This window comes from Fusobacterium mortiferum ATCC 9817 (assembly GCF_000158195.2).
GTDB lineage: Bacteria > Fusobacteriota > Fusobacteriia > Fusobacteriales > Fusobacteriaceae > Fusobacterium_A > Fusobacterium_A mortiferum.
Genome location: NZ_GL987994.1, coordinates 636516 through 655519, shown reverse-complemented (window position 1 = coordinate 655519; position 19004 = coordinate 636516). Strand labels below are relative to the sequence as shown.

Below are 19004 nucleotides of genomic sequence, written 5' to 3'. Positions count from 1 at the left end.
TAATAGTTCCGGTAAGTAAGGCTACTATAGGGATATGGGTTACTGCCGCAAAATAGTGGAGACACTATGCGCTGGTTTGAACAGGCAACATCGAAACCAAGGTGTTATCTAATGTAACTTCACCGCCCTACAGAGTTAAAGCTCAAACGGTGGTAAAAAATAGTTTTTTATTTTTTATATTTATTTGGATATTACTCCATACCACTGTTTGAATTGGTATGGAGTTTTTTATTTTCTTGATTTTTTAGGAGGTGCAAAATGGACGTAGAAAATAGTGGCAGTAGTATGTATTTAAAAGTTCAATATTTATCAGACATCTTTTTCTATGTCTGTTTTTAAGTTCGCCCTTGTTCTTTTAAATATATGCTACCCTGTTTAAGATTTAAAGATATTTTAAAATTAAGGAGGATAGCAATGAAAAAATTTAAAAACATTAATAAAACCGAAATCAACTCAAGAAATCTAAAAGATGAAGAAAACAAAAAAATAAGAGTGTACTCTTCTCTAGGAACAGAGGAGTTACTAAAAAAATTAGATACATCTTTAGAGGGAGTTACTAAGGAACAAGCTGAAAAAAGCTTAGATATATTTGGAAAGAATATAATAACTCATGGAAAGAAAAAATCTTTCTTCAAAAAAATAGTAGAGGCTTTTGTAAATCCTTTTACAGCTGTACTTTTCTGTCTAGCTCTTGTATCTACTGTTACTGATATGATTATTCCTTGGTACAGCAACACTCCAGAAGATTTTTCTCCTATTACAGTAATCATTATCACTACTATGGTTACTATCTCTGGATTATTACGTTTTATTCAAGAGGAAAAAAGTAATAATGCTGCTGAAAGCTTATCTGCTATGATAACTACTACTACTTCAGTTAAAAGATTTGGAGAAAATAAAAAGGAGATTCCTTTAGAAGATGTAGTAATCGGAGATATAGTTTATCTTGCTGCTGGGGATATTATCCCTGCTGATTTAAGAATAATTGAGTGTAAAGACTTCTTTATCAGCCAATCTTCTCTAACAGGTGAGAGTGAGCCAGTAGAGAAAAAAGCTCAAATTATACTAGATGATAAACTTGCTGTAACAGAGTTAAATAACATAGCTTTTATGGGAAGCAATGTTATCAGTGGCTCAGCTATTGGAGTTGTTATCTCTACTGGAGATAATACACTTCTTGGTTCTATATCTAAAACTTTAGTATCAGATGAAAAAATTGAATCTAGTTTCGAAAAAGGTGTCAATTCTGTTTCATGGTTGCTTATCCGTTTTATGATGGTAATGGTTCCTATTGTATTCTTTGTAAATGGATTTACAAAAGGAAGCTGGGTACAAGCTCTACTATTTGCCATCTCAATAGCTGTAGGACTTACTCCAGAGATGTTACCTATGATAGTTACAACTTGTCTAGCTAAAGGTGCTGTATCTATGGCTAAAAAGAAAACTATTGTTAAAAATCTTAATTCTATTCAAAACTTTGGTTCAATGGATATCCTTTGTACAGATAAGACAGGAACTATCACTTTAGACAAGGTAGTTCTAGAGTATCATATGGACGTACATGGAAATGAAAATAATAGAGTATTGCGTCATGCTTTTTTAAATAGCTGGTTTCAAACAGGATTAAAAAATCTATTAGATTTATCTATCATTGAAAAAACTCATGAAGAAGGAGAAAAGGATAGTTCTCTTTTAGAATTAGAAAAGATATATACAAAAGTTGATGAGATTCCTTTTGACTTTTCTCGTCGTCGTATGACTGTAGTGGTAGAAGATAAATCAGGAAAAAGACAGATGATAACTAAAGGTGCTGTTGAAGAGATGTTATCTATTTGTAAATATACAGAGTTTAAAGGTGAGATAGTTTTACTTACTGATGAGATAAAAGAGGAAGTTTTAAAAACTGTTGAAAAATTCAATGAAGACGGACTTCGTGTTATTGCTCTTGCTCAAAAAACTAATCCATCTCCTGTGGATAGTTTTGGAGTAAAAGATGAAGTAGATATGGTACTTATGGGATATCTTGCTTTCTTAGACCCACCTAAACCTACAACTGCTAAGGCTATTGCTGCTCTAAAAGAGTATGGTGTAAGAACTAAGGTTCTAACTGGAGATAATGATAAAGTTACTAAAAGTATTTGTGGAAAAGTTGGACTTAATAGTAAAAATATTTTACTTGGCTCAGATATAGATAATATGAGTGATGAAGAACTTTCAACTGTTATTGAAAAGGTAGATATCTTTGCAAAACTATCTCCTATGCAAAAAACTAGAATTGTTCAAATCTTAAAAGAGAATGGACATACAGTTGGATTTATGGGAGATGGAATAAATGATGCTGCTGCTATGAAAGAGGCAGATATAGGAATATCTGTTGATACAGCTGTGGATATAGCTAAGGAATCTGCTGATATAATCTTACTTGAAAAAGATTTAATGGTATTAGAAGAGGGAATTATAGAGGGACGTAAAACTTATGCTAATATGATTAAGTATATTAAGATGACTGCTTCATCTAACTTTGGTAATATGTTTTCAGTATTAGCTGCTAGTGCTTTCTTACCATTTTTACCAATGATGAGCATACACTTAATTCTATTAAATCTAATCTATGACCTATCTTGTACTGCTATCCCTTGGGATAATGTAGATAAAGAGTTTTTAAAAATTCCTAGAAAATGGGAAGCAAGCTCTATTGGAAAATTTATGTTATGGATAGGACCTACTAGTTCTATATTTGATATAACTACATACTTATTGATGTATTTTGTAATCTGTCCTATGTTTGTATCGAATGGAGTGCTATACAACTCTATCCCAGTTGAGCAAGAAACATTGAGAGCAGCTTATGAAGCTATGTTCCAAACAGGTTGGTTTATTGAATCTATGTGGTCGCAAACTCTAGTTATCCATATGATAAGAACTCCAAAAATTCCTTTTATTCAAAGTATAACTTCTTTACCTGTAACTGTACTTACAATGTTAGGAATTTTAATTGTTTCAATAATTCCATATACTCCTTTAGGAAATCTATTAGGATTAACTCAATTACCACTTATCTATTGGTTCTTCTTAATCCTAACAATAGTAGGATATATGCTACTAGTTACACTAGTTAAAAAACAGTATATCAAAAAATATAGAGAATTATTATAAAAAAATATTGACAAAATAGTATTCTCAGGTATATAATTACCCCAACAACAAAAAACAAACCATCAAGAGAAACCGAGAGACTGGCTCTATGACGTTTCAGCAACCTATCTTATAGATGTGGTGCTAATTCCAGACAGATGGAAGATACTAATTTTGTATCCAACTCTATTACTTGATGGTAATAGAGTTTTTTTTATAATTTTTTTCTAGGGAGGATTTTATGATTGAACTAAAGAACATCAGCAAGACTTACTATGACAATGGAAAAAAAGTAGAGGCATTGAAAAATATCAATCTCTCTTTTAATCCTGGGGAAATCGTAGGGATTATAGGATACTCTGGAGCAGGTAAAAGTACACTACTCAGATGTATAAATCTCTTAGAACCACCCACTACTGGAGAAGTTATCATTAATGGAGTCACACTAAATACTCTAAATGATAAAGAACTTCGAGAAATTAGAAAAAAAATAGGAATGATATTTCAACACTTTAATCTAATGAAAAGTAGAACCATCTCTAAAAATATCTCCTATCCATTAAAGGGAAGTAACTTATCTAAAAAGGAGATAGATTTAAGAGTAGAGGAGTTACTTGAACTAGTTAACTTAAAAGAGAAAAAGGAGAATTATCCATCTCAACTATCTGGAGGACAAAAACAGAGAGTAGGTATAGCAAGAGCTCTTGCTAATAAACCAGATATAATTCTGTGTGATGAAGCTACTTCTGCTCTAGACCCTGAAACTACAATTTCTATTCTGAAGCTTCTAAAAAAAGTTAATCAAGAATTAGGAGTTACAATTATCCTAATAACACATCAAATGGAGGTAATAAAAGAAATATGTGATAGAGTTATAGTTATGGAAGATGGAGAAATTAAGGAACAAGGAGATATTGTAGAAGTATTTTCAAGACCAAAAGCTGACATTACAAAAAAATTTCTTTCTACAATATTTAATAGTAAAAAAATATCTGAATATCTTGAAAATCTACCCTCAAAACCTGATGAGCATTTTATAAAGCTATCATATATAGGTGAAAATGCTGAGGAAGCTTATATTTCAAAAATTTCTAGGGAATTGGATATAGATGCTAGTATTCTTTTTGGTAATATTGAAATTATTAAAGGAACATCTATTGGAAATCTCATTGTTAAATTTGAAGGAAGTGAAGAAAAGGTTTCAAATGCTATAAACTACTTAAACCAAAACAATATAGATACGGAGGTTTTAAAAAATGTTGGAATTTGCATATAAATATTTAGAAAATGTAATATACTATCGTGAAGAACTTTATACAGCACTTGGAGAAACAATTATAATGGTATTTATAGCTGGTATAATTTCCACTCTCATTGGTATAATTTTAGGAATAGCCCTAGCTGTTACTAAAAAAAATGGTATTTTAGAAAATACCTTTATAAATACAACTTTAGCTAGAATAATAAATATATTAAGGTCTATTCCCTTTGTTATTCTATTAGCAGCTTTAATCCCAGTAACTAGATTTATAGTAGGAACTACAATAGGACTAAAGGGAGCGATTGTTCCTTTAATCTTTGGGTCAGCTCCATTTATAGCTAGACAGATTGAATCAGCTCTATCTAGTGTAGATTCTGGAGTAATTGAAGCAGCTTATGCTATGGGTTCCTCTCCATTTGAAATAATCTATAGGGTTCTTCTAAGAGAAGCTCTACCAGAAATCATATATGCTCTAATTATTACAACAGTTAGTCTTATTAGTTTTTCTGCAGTAGCTGGTACAGTTGGTGGTGGAGGACTTGGAGATTTTGCCATCAGATATGGATATCAACATTTTAAAACAGATATTATGGTAGTAACTATTATAATCTTAATTCTTATGATTACTACTATACAATGGGTAGGGGAAAAACTTATTCAAAAAATTAAACACTAAAATATAAAAGGAGAGATACTATGTTAAAAAAATTAAAATATATCATTATTACATCAATTCTAACACTACTTTTTGTTAACTGTGGTGGTGAAAAAACTTCTCAAGAAAATATAATTAAACTAGGAATCAATGGAGATGAAAGTATTGTTTGGGAAACAGTGAGAGATGAATTAAAAAAGGAAAACATAACTTTGAAATTTGTTAGTTTTGGAGATTATATTAGACCAAACTTAGCTCTTCAAGAAAAAGAGATAGATTTAAATGCTTTTCAAACAGAGATATACTTTGATACTTTTAAGAAAGAACATAATTTAACTATTGAAAATATAGCTTATACTGTGATAGCCCCTATGGGAATATACTCTAAAAAAATTACAGATTTATCACAACTAAAGGATAATTCAACTGTTGCTATACCCAATGATAGCTCTAACTCTGGAAGAGCCTTAATCCTACTTCAAGAAGCAGGACTTATAAAATTAGCAGAAGGGTCAGGATTGTTTCCTAGAATTAAAGATATAATATCTAATCCTAAGAATTTAAAAATTGTTGAACTTGTAGCAACTCAAATCCCTAGATCTATTGATGATGTGGATATAGCTGTTATAAATAATGGAGTTGCTGTAGAAGCTAATTATTCTCCATTAGAAGACTCATTATTTTTGGAAGATGCTAAAAATGAAAAGTTAAAACCTTACTTTAATATTATTGCTAGTAGAGAAGACAACAAAGATAATCCTCTTGTAAAAAGAGTAGTAGAAGTTTATCAATCACAAAAAATAAAAGATTTAATAATCGAATATTACAAAGGTTCATCTGTTCCTGTATTCTAAAAAATATAATAGTTAACTAATAGGAGTGATATTTATGGAAAGAAAAATTATAGATTTTATTGATTTAAATAGAGAAAAATTTATAGAAGTGAGCCAACAGATTCATAAAAATCCAGAAGTTGGAAATAAAGAGTATTTTGCTTGTGAATTACTTACAAACACTTTAAAAGAGTATGGTTTTGAAATAGAAAAAAATATAGCTGGTCATCCAACAGGATTTATAGCTAGAAAAAAATCTTCTCTTGGAGCTTATCCTAAGATAAGTTTTTTAGCTGAATATGATGCTCTTCCAAACTTAGGGCATGCTTGTGGGCACAATATAATAGGAAGTATTAGTATAGCTGGAGCTATTGCTCTAGGAGAAACTTTAAAAAACACTCCCGGAGAAATTATTGTTTTTGGTTGCCCTGCTGAAGAGGGAGGAGAAAATGGAAGTGCTAAAGGTTCTTTTGTTAGGGAAAACCTTTTTAAAGATATTGATGTAGCTATGATTATACATCCAGGTACAGAGAACTTAACAACTGGAAAAAGTTTAGCTGTAAATCCTTTAGACTTTGAGTTCTTTGGAACTCCAGCTCATGCTTCAGGTTGTCCTGAAAAAGGAAAGAATGCTTTAGATGCTCTTTTACACTTTTTCAATGGAATAGCTACTTTAAGACAACATCTTACTCCTGATATAAAAATACATGGTATCATAACTCATGGTGGAGATGCTCCTAATATTATTCCAAGCTATACAAAAGCTCGTTTTTATATAAGAGCAGCTACTAAAGAAGGTTGTGATGAAGTGACTGAAAAAGTAGTTGCAATAGCTAAAGGTGCAGCTACTATGACAGGTTGTAAAGAGAAAGTTTCAAGTTTTCAAAACAAAGTTGATAATGTAATACCTACTCCTATATTTGATGATTTTTATGTTGATGTTATGAAAAGATTAGGAGTAGAAGTTAGTAAAGAACATAAAAAAGGAATTGGTTCTACTGATGTTGGAAATGTTAGCCAAGTTATTCCAACTATTCAACCTAGTATAAAAATTTGTAACTCTGATGTTGCAGGGCATAGTTTGGAATTTGCTGAAGCTGCTAAATCATCTTGTGGGAATGAAGCTGTAATCTTAGGAGGAAAAGCCTTAGCCATTTTAGGATATGAACTACTTACTTCTCCTGAAAAATTAAATTTAATAAAATCTCAATTTAAAAATATAAGAAATCAGTAGATAGAAAAAGATAGCTGAAAACTATTTAAATATGTTACAATATAGAGGAGGAAACTCCTCTATATTTTTTGAAAGGATTATATAATGGAAAAAAAAATTCGTGTAACACTTAATAAATGTGCTATTGATATTATTGAGGCTGATTGTCAGAGTTTTAAAGTTACTAAAAACTTTCTTATAAATTATATCTTTGACAAATTGAAAGAAGAAAGAATTGAAAACATTTATAGTGAAGAGGATAATAAAGGGATTATTCAATTCAATCTTAATAAAAACAATAGAAATATTTATTATGATATTTTAGCTGAGCAAAAAATTCAGATAGAGGCTGACTTTATAAGAAAAATGATATATAGATATACTCATCAATCTAAAAGTTCTAGAGAGTTGTTTCTCTATGAGGATATTGTAAATCGTATAAAATATGGAATTAAAAATAAAAGAGTTCTAAAGCTTACCTTTGATGATGAGAGAAAAACTTCTATTCTCCCTTTTTATATTGGCAGCTCTAAGCTAGAATTGGGAAACTATATCTTTTGTTATGACTTTCTTGAGATGAGATATAAAAACTATAAGCTTAGTAATATCAAAACTATTTTTATAACTCAAGAGGAAAAAGAGTGGGAAAATAAAGATTTTATTGAAAATGTAATAAAAAACTTTGACCCTTTTTTATCTCAAGGAAAGAAAATAAAAGTTTCTTTGACAGAGGAGGGACAAAAACTTCTCTCTACCCTTGCACTCAACCGTCCAGAGACTATCTCTCAAAATGGAGATATCTATGAATTTAGGTGTTCTGAAGAGCAAGCTAAAAGATATTTTGCATATTTTTTAGATGATGTAAAAATACTAGAGCCTCTCTCTCTAAAGGAGTGGTTTATACAAAAATATAAGTTAGCACTAGAAAAATATGGGGATTAGATAATATATTAAAGTGGAGGTTTAATATGAAAGAGTTAAAAGAAAAATGTAAAATTGCAGTTGTACAGGCAGCACCTATACTTTTCAACAAAGATGAGTGTGTGAAAAAAGTTATAGATTATATAGAGGAAAGTGCTAGTAAAGGAAGTGAACTTATAGTTTTTCCTGAACTTTTTATCCCTGGATATCCCTATGGAATGACATTTGGTTTTACTGTTGGAAGTAGAAAAGAGTTGGGAAGAGTGGATTGGAAAAGATACTATGATAACTCAATAGTTATTCCTGGAAAAGAAACAGATGCTATTGCTGAGGTTGTAAAAAAATATAAAGTCTATGTGAGTATTGGAGTGTCAGAAAGAGATTTAGAAACTGCTACTTTATATAATAGTAATATTATATTTTCTCCAGAAGGGGAGATTGTGTCAGTTCATAGAAAATTAAAACCTACTGGAAGTGAAAGAGTGGTATGGGGAGATGCCAACAAGTACTATTTCCCTGTATGTGATACACCTTGGGGTAACATTGGAAGTTTAATCTGTTGGGAAAGCTATATGCCTCTTGCTAGAGTTGCTCTTTATGAAAAAGGTATCACTATCTATATCTCTCCTAATACAAATGATAATAAAGAGTGGCAAGATACAATAAAACATATTGCTATCGAAGGACACTGCTACTTTATCAACTGTGATATGTATTTTACTAAAGATGATTATCCTAAAGATTTACTTTCTAAAGAGGAGATAGATAGATTGGATAATATAGTTTGTAGAGGTGGAAGCTGTATAGTTGACCCTTATGGACACTATGAAACTGAACCTGTCTGGGATAGAGAAGAGATTATCTATGCAGAGTTAGATATGAATAAAGTTCCTATGAGTAGAATGGAGTTTGATGTTTGTGGTCACTACTCTAGACCTGATGTTTTACAATTAAAGGTTGATGATAAGTAAATCCATACTACTAAAATTTTAGTAGTATGAATTTCTAGAATTGCTCAATTACTAATATTAGAAAATGTAACTACTCAGCCAGTAAATTAATTTAAGAAAACTCAAAGAATTGTATAATTTATGAAGAGAAGTTAGATTAACTCAGTGAAATCGAACACTAAAAAATGCAATAAGTCGAAGACTTAACCCTTGCATTTTTAGTGAGATAAGCTCATAGTTAATCAACTTCTTGGAATATGAAACAATTCTTAGTTTTCTTTTTAAATCATAAATAGCTGAGTAGTAACTAGAAAATAAAATTCGAGGGGTTTTAGCCCCTCGAAAATTTTTATTCTATATTATTAATGAAAAATTAGATTTTACTTACATCAAATACATCTAACTTGCTCTCATCAATATGGCTATCTTGCATTCTTAAGATTGCGTTGATAGTATCTAATGAAGTAAGTACATCTACACCATACTCAATAGCTGTTCTTCTCATTTTGAATCCATCTCTTTGAGCGTCGTTAGCTTTAGTAGGAGTATTGATTAATAAGTCAACCTCTCTATTTTTTAATACGTCGTTGATATTAGGTGACTCTTCTCCTATTCTATTTACTAGAGTAGACTCAACACCATTTTCTGCTAGGAATTTTTGAGTTCCTTTAGTTGCAAATAGAGTAGAACCATGTTTTACTAAGCTCTTAGCTATTGGTAAGAATTCCTCTTTATCTTTATCTCTGATAGTTACTAGGATTTTTCTATCTTGGATTAGGTGAACTCTCTTAGCTCCTAATAATCCTTTGAAGATTGCCTCATCTACATTATTTCCTACTCCTAAAACCTCTCCTGTTGATCTCATTTCTGGTCCTAATGATACTTCAACACTTGATAATTTTTCAGTAGAGAATACTGGTACTTTTACAGCAACTACATTTGGTTTTTTATAGATTCCTGTTCCATATCCTAAGTCTTTTAATTTCTCTCCTAGAGCAACTCTTGTAGCTATTTCAATAGCTGGTACTCCAGATACTTTAGAGATATATGGAACTGTTCTTGAAGATCTTGGGTTTACTTCAATTACATATAATTTATTTTGGTAAGCGATAAATTGAATATTCATCATACCTTTTACTTCAAGAGCTTTAGCCATTTTCTTAGTTATTTCTAATAACTCTTCTTCTGTTCCTTCATATAGATTTTGTTGAGGGTAGATAGTTATAGAGTCTCCAGAGTGAACTCCAGCTCTCTCTAAATGTTCCATTACTCCAGGAATTAATACATCTTCTCCATCACAGATAGCATCTACTTCTAATTCTATTCCGTTTAAGTATTTATCTATTAATACTGGGTTAGCAGAATCTCTTTCAAATGAAGCTTCTAAGTATTTTACTAAGTTATACTCATCGTGACAGATTTCCATTCCTTGTCCTCCAAGTACATATGAAGGTCTTACAAGTACAGGATATCCTATCTCATTAGCTATCTCTATTCCATGAGCTACATCCCAAACTCCTCTTCCTTTTGGTCTGTTGATGTTAAGCTCTTCCATCATCTCTTCAAATCTCTCTCTATCTTCAGCTTCGTCTATCTTATCAGCACTTGTTCCTATGATTTTTATTCCTCTATCACTTAAATCATTAGCAAGTTTTATAGCTGTTTGTCCTCCGAATTGAAGAATTACTCCCTCTGGCTTCTCTTTTTCTAGGATAGCCATAATATCCTCTGTTACTAATGGCTCAAAGTATAGTTTATCAGCAGTTGAGAAGTCAGTTGAAACTGTTTCTGGATTGTTATTGATAATTATACTTTCAATTCCTAATTTCTTTAAAGTTTTTACAGCATGTACTGTACAGTAGTCAAACTCTATTCCTTGTCCTATTCTGATTGGTCCTGAACCTATAACTACTACTTTTCTGTTATTGCTTACTACTACTTCATCAAATTGGTCATAAGTAGAGTAGAAGTAAGATGAGTCTGCAGCAAACTCTCCAGCACAAGTATCAACCATTTTATAAGTTGGGATTATATTGTAAGCTTTTCTCTTTCTTTCGATATCTCTTTCAGAAATTCCCATTAAGCTAGCAATTCCTTTATCAGAGAATCCTTTTTTCTTAAGATTTCTTAGATAGTGCTCATCTAAATCTTTAAATTTCATTTTCTTTAATAACTCTTCTTGTTTAACTATCCATTCGATTTTTTCCATAAAGAATTTATCTATACCAGTTAATTTTTGAAGTCTTTCTTTGATGTATCCTCTTCTTAACATCTCAGCAACTACGAAAATTCTTTCATCATCTGGTTTTACAACAGCAGCTTTTAATTCTTCTATTGTCATCTTCTTAACAACTGGGTGCTCAAAGCTAAATCTTCCTATTTCTAGAGAACGTAATCCTTTTTGGAAAGCAGCTTCAAAGTTATTTCCAATAGCCATTACCTCTCCAGTAGCCATCATCTTAGTTCCAAGTCTTTTGTTTGCTTTTTTGAATTTATCAAATGGCCATTTAGGGATTTTTACAACTATATAGTCAAGAGCTGGTTCAAAACAAGCAAATGTTTTTCCAGTTACTTCGTTTTTAACTTCATCTAATAGGTATCCTAATGATAATCTAGTAGCAACTCTAGCTATTGGATATCCTGTTGCTTTAGAAGCTAGTGCAGATGATCTTGATACTCTTGGGTTAATCTCTATAATAGCATACTCAAATGATTTTGGGTGTAGAGCGAATTGAACGTTACATCCTCCTACTACTCCTATCTCATTTACTATTTTAAGAGCTGAAGTTCTTAACATTTGATACTCTCTATCTGATAGAGTTTGTGATGGAGCAACTACTATTGAGTCTCCTGTATGTATTCCAACTGGGTCAATATTTTCCATATTACATACTGTTATAGCATTTCCATTAGCATCTCTTATTACTTCATACTCTATCTCTTTCCATCCAAGGATTGATTTTTCAATTAGAACTTGTCCAACTCTTGATAGTGCTAAACCTTTTGAAAGAATATCTTCTAATTCAGCGTCATTGTTAGCAAATCCTCCACCTGTTCCTCCAAGTGTATAAGCTGGTCTTACAACTACTGGGTATCCTATTTCGTTAGCTACTTTGAATCCCTCTTCTAAGCTTTCAACAATTTTACTTTTGATGATAGGCTCTCCGATTTTTTCCATAGCCTCTCTAAATAACTCTCTATCCTCTCCTCTTTTAATAGATTCAATAGGAGTTCCGATTACTTTTACACCATATTTATCTAAGATACCTTTCTCTGCTAACTCAACTGCCATATTAAGAGCTGTTTGTCCTCCCATTCCAGCAAGTATTGAGTCAGGTCTCTCTTTAGCTATTACTTTTTCTACGAACTCAACTGTGATTGGCTCGATATATATTCTGTCAGCTACTGCTTTATCTGTCATTATTGTTGCTGGGTTAGAGTTGATTAATACAACTTCTATTCCCTCTTTTTTTAATGTTTCACAAGCTTGTGTTCCAGAATAGTCAAACTCTGCTGCTTGTCCTATGATTATTGGTCCTGAACCTATAACAAGTGTTTTCTTTATAGATTTATCTAACATTTATATCCTCCCAAAAATTTTCCTTTAAAATACACTAATTAAATCTTAAGAATTATTTTCCTTCTATAACATCTAAGAAATCATCAAATAGATAGTCAGAGTCTGATGGTCCTGGCCAAGCCTCTGGGTGATATTGTACACACATAATTCTTAAATCTTTACTTCTCATTCCTTCGATAGAGTTATCGTTTAAGTTAATATGAGTTACTTCCATAGCCTCAGGTACTCTATCCACTACATATCCGTGGTTTTGAGAAGTTATAAAAATTTTATTTTTTATTAAATCTTTAACTGGGTGGTTACATCCTCTATGTCCATATTTTAATTTAGTAGTAGTTCCACCTAATGCCCAAGATAATAATTGATGTCCTAAGCAGATAGCAACTATTGGAAGTTTTCCTACCATTTTCTTAATCTCTTCTATTACACCAGTTAAATCAGCTGGGTCTCCAGGTCCATTAGATAGGAATAATCCATCTAAATCATATTTCATTATCTCTTCAGCTGTTGTATTCCAAGGGAAAACTACTAAATGGCAACCTCTTTTTGAGAAGCTTCTTAGGATATTTCTTTTTATTCCAAAGTCCATTACTCCTATTCTTTTTCCCTCTCCAGGAATCTCATATATCTCTTTTGTACTTACTTGGCTTACAGCATCTTTATTACTATATGCATTGAAACGCTCCCAAATCTCTTTCTCAGTTAAGTCTTCAGCAGTGATTATAGCTCTCATTGCTCCCTCTTCTCTGATTATTTTTGTAAGTTGTCTTGTATCTACACCTTTAAATGCTACTACACTGTTTTGTCTTAAAAATCCATCTAATGTCATTTCACATCTGAAGTTATTAGGAAGTTTAGCATCTTCTTTAATTACAAACCCTTTTAAATGAATTTTACTAGACTCCATATCCTCTAAGTTGATTCCATAGTTTCCTATCATTGGGTATGTCATTACTACAATTTGCCCACAGTATGATGGGTCAGTTAAAAGTTCTTGATAACCAGTCATTCCTGTATTGAATACTAATTCTCCAGTACACTCTCCTAACTCACCAAAAATTTTTCCTTCAAAACTCATACCATTTTCAAGAATAAGTTTTCCTCTCACTTTAACCTCCTATAAATTCTAATACTAAAATTTTTTCCCAAAAAAAATGATATAACTAAAAAGTCATATCATTTCTAAAATAAAAATTAATAAATTTTAAAATAAATATATCTTTAAAAGAAAAATAAGATGAAATATCAACAAGAAAAATATTAAATCTTAGCTTTTTATTAAATAATATATTTCTCATCTCTACTCCCTCCATCTTTTACCTTTTTTTTTACTAAAAGTAATTATAACTATTTTTTTAAATTCTGTCAACATTTTTTTACATTTAAATTTTTAAATTTTTTTTAATATATAGAATAGAACATTTTATACAGTATACCATATTTTTTGTACTATGACTATATTTATATTTTTTTTATTAACTACTTGACGAAATATAGTTTATGTGCTAATAAAATAACAGGAGGTTGTTTTATGGAATACATTATAATTACAAATAATAGCAAGGTTTACAATTTTTACAAAGAAACTAATGAGGTACTTTTTTATCAAAAAAAAGATTTAATAGATTTATTAGAAATTATCAGGGAGAAAATTTATGCTGGTCACATTTTACTATCTGACCCTATTCTTAGCACACTTGATAATTTAGATAACCCTTATAAATCTGTTGCTATATCTAAGGCTGACTTTTTAGGAGAGATTTTAATAAGAGATGATTCTCAAAAGAAAATGATAGATTCAGCTATTAAAATAGCTAAAAAATTACCTTTTAGAAAAATTATATCAGATACTGAAGAGGCAGAGCTAGAAAAATATAGATTTATTGATTTAAATATTCTTACTGAATTTATAAAAAGACTTGATAACTTTTAATCTTGGGGTGAGATATGAGTTTAAAATATTTTGAGAGGATTGTTAATAACCTTGAATTTAATTTTGTCCCTATTTTTTCTTTCAGAGATAATTCTATTCTAGGTTATAGAATTATAAAAGATTTTTCTAAATTAGGATTTAACGACAAAGAGTATATGTATCAATTGGCATATGATATGGGTATTTTTGAAAATTTTACTCTTCAACTTCTAAAAAAAGCCTATACTCATAGCATTGAGAAAAATTTTTCTAATAATTATTTATTTTATACCCTTAGACTAAATTATATAAAAGATATAAAATCATTTTTTCACTCTATTGATAAAATAGTTGATGAATTGAATTTGGATAAAGAGAAGATTGTTTTTGATATTAAAGGAATTGATAATTGGAGTGAGTTTCATAATAAATACTCCAATATTTTCAGTTACAATATAATTTTAAGAGAGAGCAGAACGACAAAATTAAATATCAATAGTATCATTAATTCTCAAGCTCTATTTATTGAGCCAAGAAGCATTGATACATTAGTATTTATCAAAGCATCTGCTTCTATTAATGCTCCTTTTATCTTTAATCTAAAAAAAGAAAAAGAGCTTTTACTTTCTCAAATAAAAGCTCTTGGCATTGACTACTACTACAACTACTAAGTTGTAGTTTTTTTTGTTCTATAATATTTTTTCCATTTTCTTTCAAATACAAAAACTATAATTATTGCCTCTATACTCCATTGAAGAGCTGTCACTTTCCAAAATGTAGTCACTGGATATCTTTGAAGGTAAAGGAAATAGTATATAAGTGGTAACCTTATTATCCAGTTAGTAAATAATACTACTTTAAATGGTGTCTTAGTATCTCCCATTCCTTTCATAGCCCCTTCAATAACCATAGCTATTGCCATAGGTACTTGCTCTATTGCTGCTAATGTCAGACACATAGCCCCCAATGTTATTACCTCTTTTTCACTCTCTTTTATAAATAGTGAGATTAGCTCATTAGGAAATAGAAAAAATATAATAGCTGTAAATCCCATTGTTATTATAGAGAGAGTTACTGTGTAATAGATATATTTCTTTGCTTTTTCAAAATTTCTCTCTCCCACTGAGTGTCCAGCTAGTGTAGTAAGAGCCACAGCAAATCCCCAACCTGGCATAAAACTTATACTCTCAATAGTTATCGTAATCTGGTTTGCTGCAAAGGCAAGACTTCCTAGCCCCATTATTATAGATACATTGATAAGTCTATTGATACTGAAAGCCCCCTCTTGACAAGCTGATGGGATAGCCAAATAAACTAACTCTTTAAAATCTTTCATCACGATTTTTCTATTTAGCTGTATCTTAAAAGGTAATCTCTTCAATTGTGAAAAAGAGAAGATAAAGGCACAAATTATACCTGCTACTGTTGCAATAGCAGCTCCCTTTACTCCTAGTTCTGGAGCTCCAAATTTACCAAAGATAAGAATATAATCTAATGACACATTAACAATATTCATAATAGCAGCTCCATAGAGTGGAGTTCTAGTATTTTTACATCCTCTATATATTCCATTGAAAATATTAGTGAGCATATTAAAGATTATTCCAAAGGAACAAATCTTTAGATACACCTTTCCTAAGCTGATAACGTCATCACTAGCCCCTGCTATTTTTAAGATATTTTCAGCAAATATAAAATATATGGCACTTAAAACTACACCTAGAAAAATCCCTATCTTTATAGCAATATTTGATACCTCGCTAGCCTTATCTATATTTTTTGCTCCTAAAGAACGAGATACAATAGAGGTAACGGAGATAGAAATCCCCATAGCCACCAATATATTAAAAAAAGTATATATTACCTCTGAACTAAGTCCTACTGCAGAAACTCCAAGTTGCCCACTGTGTCTTCCCACCATTATAGTGTCAAATACCCATATCATCATATAGAGTATCATCTCTCCCACAGCAGGTAGAGCTAATTTTAAAATCTCTCCAATAGTTTTTTTCATACTATCATTCCCCTATTAAATATTTTTTACATTTGTTGTATACCTCATTATTTACCACAGCAGATATTTTTAATCCCTCTCCCTCATACTCTTCACTTTGGATTATAGCATTTCTATGTAGGTAAGCTCCCATAGATGAGTCACTGTAAGGGATTAGATATGTACATATTCTTGTTGTTTGAGGTAGAGATTCCACCATCATCTCTAAGAATCCATCTATATTCATTTGAGATTTTGCACTTATCTCAATAGTTTTATAAGCTGGGAACTTCTCTTTTATAGTATTAAGTTGCTCTTCAGTAGCTTTGTCACACTTATTTAGAGCTAAAAACATTGGCTTATCCATAGCATCTAACTCTGTTAATACCTTTTCAACAGCTATTATCTGTTCGATAGCAGTATCACTAGAGGCATCTACTACATGGATAATCAAATCTGAAAAGCTTACCTCCTCTAAAGTAGACTTAAAAGCTTCTACTAAATCATGTGGAAGTTTTCTTACAAATCCTACTGTATCTGTAAGAGAAGCAACTCTCTTATCTGGTAAAGTTATAGCTCTAGTTGTAATATCTAAAGTGGCAAATAGCATATTTTCAGCAAAAACAGCCTCTTTTTTAGAAGTATTATCTGCTGGGAACATATCTACTAAAAGGTTTCTCAAAGTTGATTTTCCTACGTTTGTATACCCTACTAAAGATATTTTAGGAATACCAGATTCCTCTCTCTTCTCCCTTTGAGTAACTCTAGTTTTTCTTATCTTTTCTAACTCTTGCTTCAAGTCATAGATAGTTTCTCTTATTCTTCTTTTATCTATCTCAAGTTTTTTCTCTCCAGGTCCTTTGGTTCCTACTCCTCCCCCTGTTCTTGACATTGTGCTTCCAAGTCCAAGGAGTCTAGTACTTCTATATTTTAATTGTGCTAACTCTACTTGAATTTTTGCCTCTCTAGTTCTAGCTCTTCTAGCAAATATCTCCAATATAAGAGTAGTTCTATCAATGACTTTACAACTTGTTATCATCTCAAGATTTTTTACCTGCATACCTGTTAACTCTTCATCAAAAATTATCAGATTTGCTCTTTTTAATTGCTTGTATACTGCCAACTCTTGAGCCTTTCCTGTACCTATAAAAAAACATGAATCCACTCTATTTTTCTTTTGCATAAATGTCCCTACTACTTGAACATTACAAGCTCTAGCTAACTCTGCTAGCTCATCTAAGCTCTCCTGTGTATCTATTCCCACAAGAACAGCATACTCAGTATCATTCTCCACTATATCTCTCTTTCTCAAAAGAGATTCTATCTCATCAAATTTATTTATCATAGGATAGTTTACTGCTTCTTCTATACTAAGTGGCCCTACTACCTCATGTGTTAACTCATTATTCTCTACATTACAAAATCCTAAAGTTACTCCTGTAATTTTGTCTTCAGTTATTCCTATTGCTGCTATACAATCTAGTTTTAATTTTATAAGTGCAGATATATCTATGTTAGATAGATTTGAACTTCCACTAGGGTGTGTATGTATAACTCTCACTCCAGAAAGTCTTCTCTCCTGTATATCCATAATAGGAAGCTGTACACTGCTACTATCTCCTATTGAAATCTCTGTAACATTTCCTCTTCTATCTATTGCTATATTTATCTCTCTATTTATTTTGTTACTTATTTGAGCTATGAGCATCAACATCTCTGGCTCAATAAGTTTATTTTTTTCTACATTTATCTCATAGAGAGAGTCCAATTCTTTAAGTATATAATCCTTTATTCCCTCTGTATTCCCTCTTATCATAATATCAACTCCATTTTCTAATCTCTTTCCATATTATACCATAAATTTTAAAAATATATATATATTTTCAAATGGATATATAATATAAACTTGCTAAGTAGATAGAAAAAAAGTATACTTAATTATATAGAAATAATTTAAGGAGGAAGACTATGAATAATTATAAATTTATACATCATAAAGAGTGTGAATTTTTCCCTTGTCATCAAATGGAAAAATTAGAGGATTTTAACTGTATGTTTTGCTATTGTCCTCTATATATGCTAGGGGATAAGTGTGGTGGAAATTTTAAATATACTCCTCATGGAATAAAAGATTGTTCAAATTGTATTTTACCACATATAAAAGAGGTAGGATATGCTCATATTCAAAAGAAGATGTTAGAAGTGATTGAGATAGTTCAACAGGAGCATCTTGCTAAAAAAGAGGAGAAATAGAAATTATCTAAATAGTGAAAAAACTAAGAGTTGTTCCTTATTTCAAGAAGTTGAAAAAGAAATAGCTTTAAGAATTATGGAGATTGAAAAGAATATTAGAGTAAGTCGGTAAAAACGAGTGCTAAAAAACATAACTGTTTGAGGCGTAGCCGAGTTTTCCAATAGTAGAGGAGTGTAAACGACTACTACTATTGAGACACAGAAATTTATTTTCTGTGTTACATTAAGGAAGCACTGAAAGTTTTACTTTCCGTGTCTCAAAATTTTTAGAGAGCTAAAGCTCTTAGAATTTTGGAAA

15 protein-coding genes and 2 riboswitches are annotated in these 19004 nt (G+C 31.0%); of the genes, 10 read left to right on the top strand and 5 right to left on the bottom strand.

Annotated elements, in window-relative coordinates; all coding sequences use genetic code 11:
• A riboswitch (M-box (ykoK) riboswitch) is annotated at positions 1–162 on the top strand.
• A gap of 252 nt (positions 163–414) precedes the next feature.
• From mgtA to FMAG_RS12655, 7 genes are all read left to right on the top strand, one after another.
• On the top strand, positions 415–3156 hold the full coding sequence (gene mgtA, locus FMAG_RS12685; protein ID WP_005887303.1) for a magnesium-translocating P-type ATPase: 2742 nt from the start codon (positions 415–417) through the stop codon (positions 3154–3156).
• A 56-nt stretch (positions 3157–3212) separates the two neighbouring features.
• A riboswitch (SAM riboswitch) is annotated at positions 3213–3300 on the top strand.
• Between the two features lie 76 nt (positions 3301–3376).
• The gene (locus tag FMAG_RS12680) at positions 3377–4411 is read left to right on the top strand and encodes a methionine ABC transporter ATP-binding protein (RefSeq protein WP_005887300.1); all 1035 of its coding nucleotides are present in this window, start codon (positions 3377–3379) and stop codon (positions 4409–4411) included.
• On the top strand, positions 4392–5072 hold the full coding sequence (locus FMAG_RS12675; protein ID WP_005887298.1) for a methionine ABC transporter permease: 681 nt from the start codon (positions 4392–4394) through the stop codon (positions 5070–5072). The genes FMAG_RS12680 and FMAG_RS12675 overlap by 20 nt, the downstream gene beginning before the upstream one ends.
• A gap of 20 nt (positions 5073–5092) precedes the next feature.
• Positions 5093–5905, top strand: coding sequence for a MetQ/NlpA family ABC transporter substrate-binding protein (locus tag FMAG_RS12670; protein ID WP_005887296.1), 813 nt, complete (start codon positions 5093–5095; stop codon positions 5903–5905).
• Between the two features lie 34 nt (positions 5906–5939).
• Positions 5940–7118: a M20 family metallopeptidase gene (locus FMAG_RS12665; RefSeq protein WP_005887294.1), complete on the top strand. Its 1179-nt coding sequence runs from the start codon at positions 5940–5942 to the stop codon at positions 7116–7118.
• An 84-nt stretch (positions 7119–7202) separates the two neighbouring features.
• Complete coding sequence (locus FMAG_RS12660) at positions 7203–8039, top strand: WYL domain-containing protein (protein WP_005887292.1); 837 nt, start codon at positions 7203–7205, stop codon at positions 8037–8039.
• Positions 8040–8065: 26 nt separating this feature from the next.
• Positions 8066–8989, top strand: a complete 924-nt coding sequence (locus FMAG_RS12655) for a carbon-nitrogen hydrolase family protein (protein ID WP_005887290.1) — start codon at positions 8066–8068, stop codon at positions 8987–8989.
• 352 nt (positions 8990–9341) lie between these two features.
• On the opposite strand, the gene carB is transcribed toward FMAG_RS12655, so the two are convergent.
• Genes carB through FMAG_RS14185 form a run of 3 tightly spaced genes read right to left on the bottom strand, consistent with a single transcriptional unit; the run spans position 9342 to position 13846 of the window.
• Positions 9342–12548: a carbamoyl-phosphate synthase large subunit gene (gene carB / locus FMAG_RS12650; RefSeq protein WP_005887288.1), complete on the bottom strand. Its 3207-nt coding sequence runs from the start codon at positions 12546–12548 to the stop codon at positions 9342–9344.
• A gap of 52 nt (positions 12549–12600) precedes the next feature.
• Positions 12601–13656 (bottom strand): carbamoyl phosphate synthase small subunit, encoded by a 1056-nt coding sequence (locus FMAG_RS12645; protein WP_005887286.1) that lies wholly within the window; start codon positions 13654–13656, stop codon positions 12601–12603.
• A gap of 55 nt (positions 13657–13711) precedes the next feature.
• Complete coding sequence (locus FMAG_RS14185) at positions 13712–13846, bottom strand: hypothetical protein (RefSeq protein WP_005887284.1); 135 nt, start codon at positions 13844–13846, stop codon at positions 13712–13714.
• Between the two features lie 233 nt (positions 13847–14079).
• On the opposite strand from FMAG_RS14185, the gene FMAG_RS12640 reads away from it, so the two are divergent.
• Together FMAG_RS12640 and FMAG_RS12635 are read left to right on the top strand one after the other, a co-directional pair.
• Positions 14080–14481 (top strand): GrdX family protein, encoded by a 402-nt coding sequence (locus FMAG_RS12640; RefSeq protein WP_005887281.1) that lies wholly within the window; start codon positions 14080–14082, stop codon positions 14479–14481.
• 14 nt (positions 14482–14495) lie between these two features.
• A complete protein-coding gene (locus FMAG_RS12635; RefSeq protein WP_005887278.1) occupies positions 14496–15131 on the top strand; it encodes a hypothetical protein in 636 nt (211 codons plus the stop codon).
• Here the strand turns inward: FMAG_RS12635 and FMAG_RS12630 are convergent.
• Positions 15128–16474, bottom strand: coding sequence for an MATE family efflux transporter (locus FMAG_RS12630; protein ID WP_005887275.1), 1347 nt, complete (start codon positions 16472–16474; stop codon positions 15128–15130). The two genes, FMAG_RS12635 and FMAG_RS12630, sit on opposite strands and share 4 nt — an antisense overlap.
• A 4-nt stretch (positions 16475–16478) precedes the next feature.
• Positions 16479–18269 carry a GTPase HflX gene (hflX, locus tag FMAG_RS12625; protein WP_005887272.1) on the bottom strand — a complete coding sequence of 597 codons (1791 nt, stop codon included), beginning with the start codon at positions 18267–18269 and terminating at the stop codon, positions 16479–16481.
• Positions 18270–18421: 152 nt separating this feature from the next.
• Between hflX and FMAG_RS12620 the strand changes: the two genes are divergently transcribed.
• Positions 18422–18706, top strand: coding sequence for a cysteine-rich small domain-containing protein (locus FMAG_RS12620; RefSeq protein ID WP_005887269.1), 285 nt, complete (start codon positions 18422–18424; stop codon positions 18704–18706).
• Positions 18707–19004: the final 298 nt, after the last annotated feature.

Coding starts and splice junctions, on each gene's coding strand:
- FMAG_RS12665 (WP_005887294.1), top strand. CDS start 5,940: ATGGAAAGAAAAATTATAGATTTTATTGATTTAAATAGAGAAAAATTT.
- FMAG_RS12655 (WP_005887290.1), top strand. CDS start 8,066: ATGAAAGAGTTAAAAGAAAAATGTAAAATTGCAGTTGTACAGGCAGCA.
- FMAG_RS12620 (WP_005887269.1), top strand. CDS start 18,422: ATGAATAATTATAAATTTATACATCATAAAGAGTGTGAATTTTTCCCT.
- FMAG_RS12640 (WP_005887281.1), top strand. CDS start 14,080: ATGGAATACATTATAATTACAAATAATAGCAAGGTTTACAATTTTTAC.
- FMAG_RS12680 (WP_005887300.1), top strand. CDS start 3,377: ATGATTGAACTAAAGAACATCAGCAAGACTTACTATGACAATGGAAAA.
- FMAG_RS12635 (WP_005887278.1), top strand. CDS start 14,496: ATGAGTTTAAAATATTTTGAGAGGATTGTTAATAACCTTGAATTTAAT.
- FMAG_RS12670 (WP_005887296.1), top strand. CDS start 5,093: ATGTTAAAAAAATTAAAATATATCATTATTACATCAATTCTAACACTA.
- FMAG_RS12675 (WP_005887298.1), top strand. CDS start 4,392: ATGTTGGAATTTGCATATAAATATTTAGAAAATGTAATATACTATCGT.
- carB (WP_005887288.1), bottom strand. CDS start 12,548: ATGTTAGATAAATCTATAAAGAAAACACTTGTTATAGGTTCAGGACCA.
- FMAG_RS14185 (WP_005887284.1), bottom strand. CDS start 13,846: ATGAGAAATATATTATTTAATAAAAAGCTAAGATTTAATATTTTTCTT.
- FMAG_RS12660 (WP_005887292.1), top strand. CDS start 7,203: ATGGAAAAAAAAATTCGTGTAACACTTAATAAATGTGCTATTGATATT.
- hflX (WP_005887272.1), bottom strand. CDS start 18,269: ATGATAAGAGGGAATACAGAGGGAATAAAGGATTATATACTTAAAGAA.
- FMAG_RS12630 (WP_005887275.1), bottom strand. CDS start 16,474: ATGAAAAAAACTATTGGAGAGATTTTAAAATTAGCTCTACCTGCTGTG.
- mgtA (WP_005887303.1), top strand. CDS start 415: ATGAAAAAATTTAAAAACATTAATAAAACCGAAATCAACTCAAGAAAT.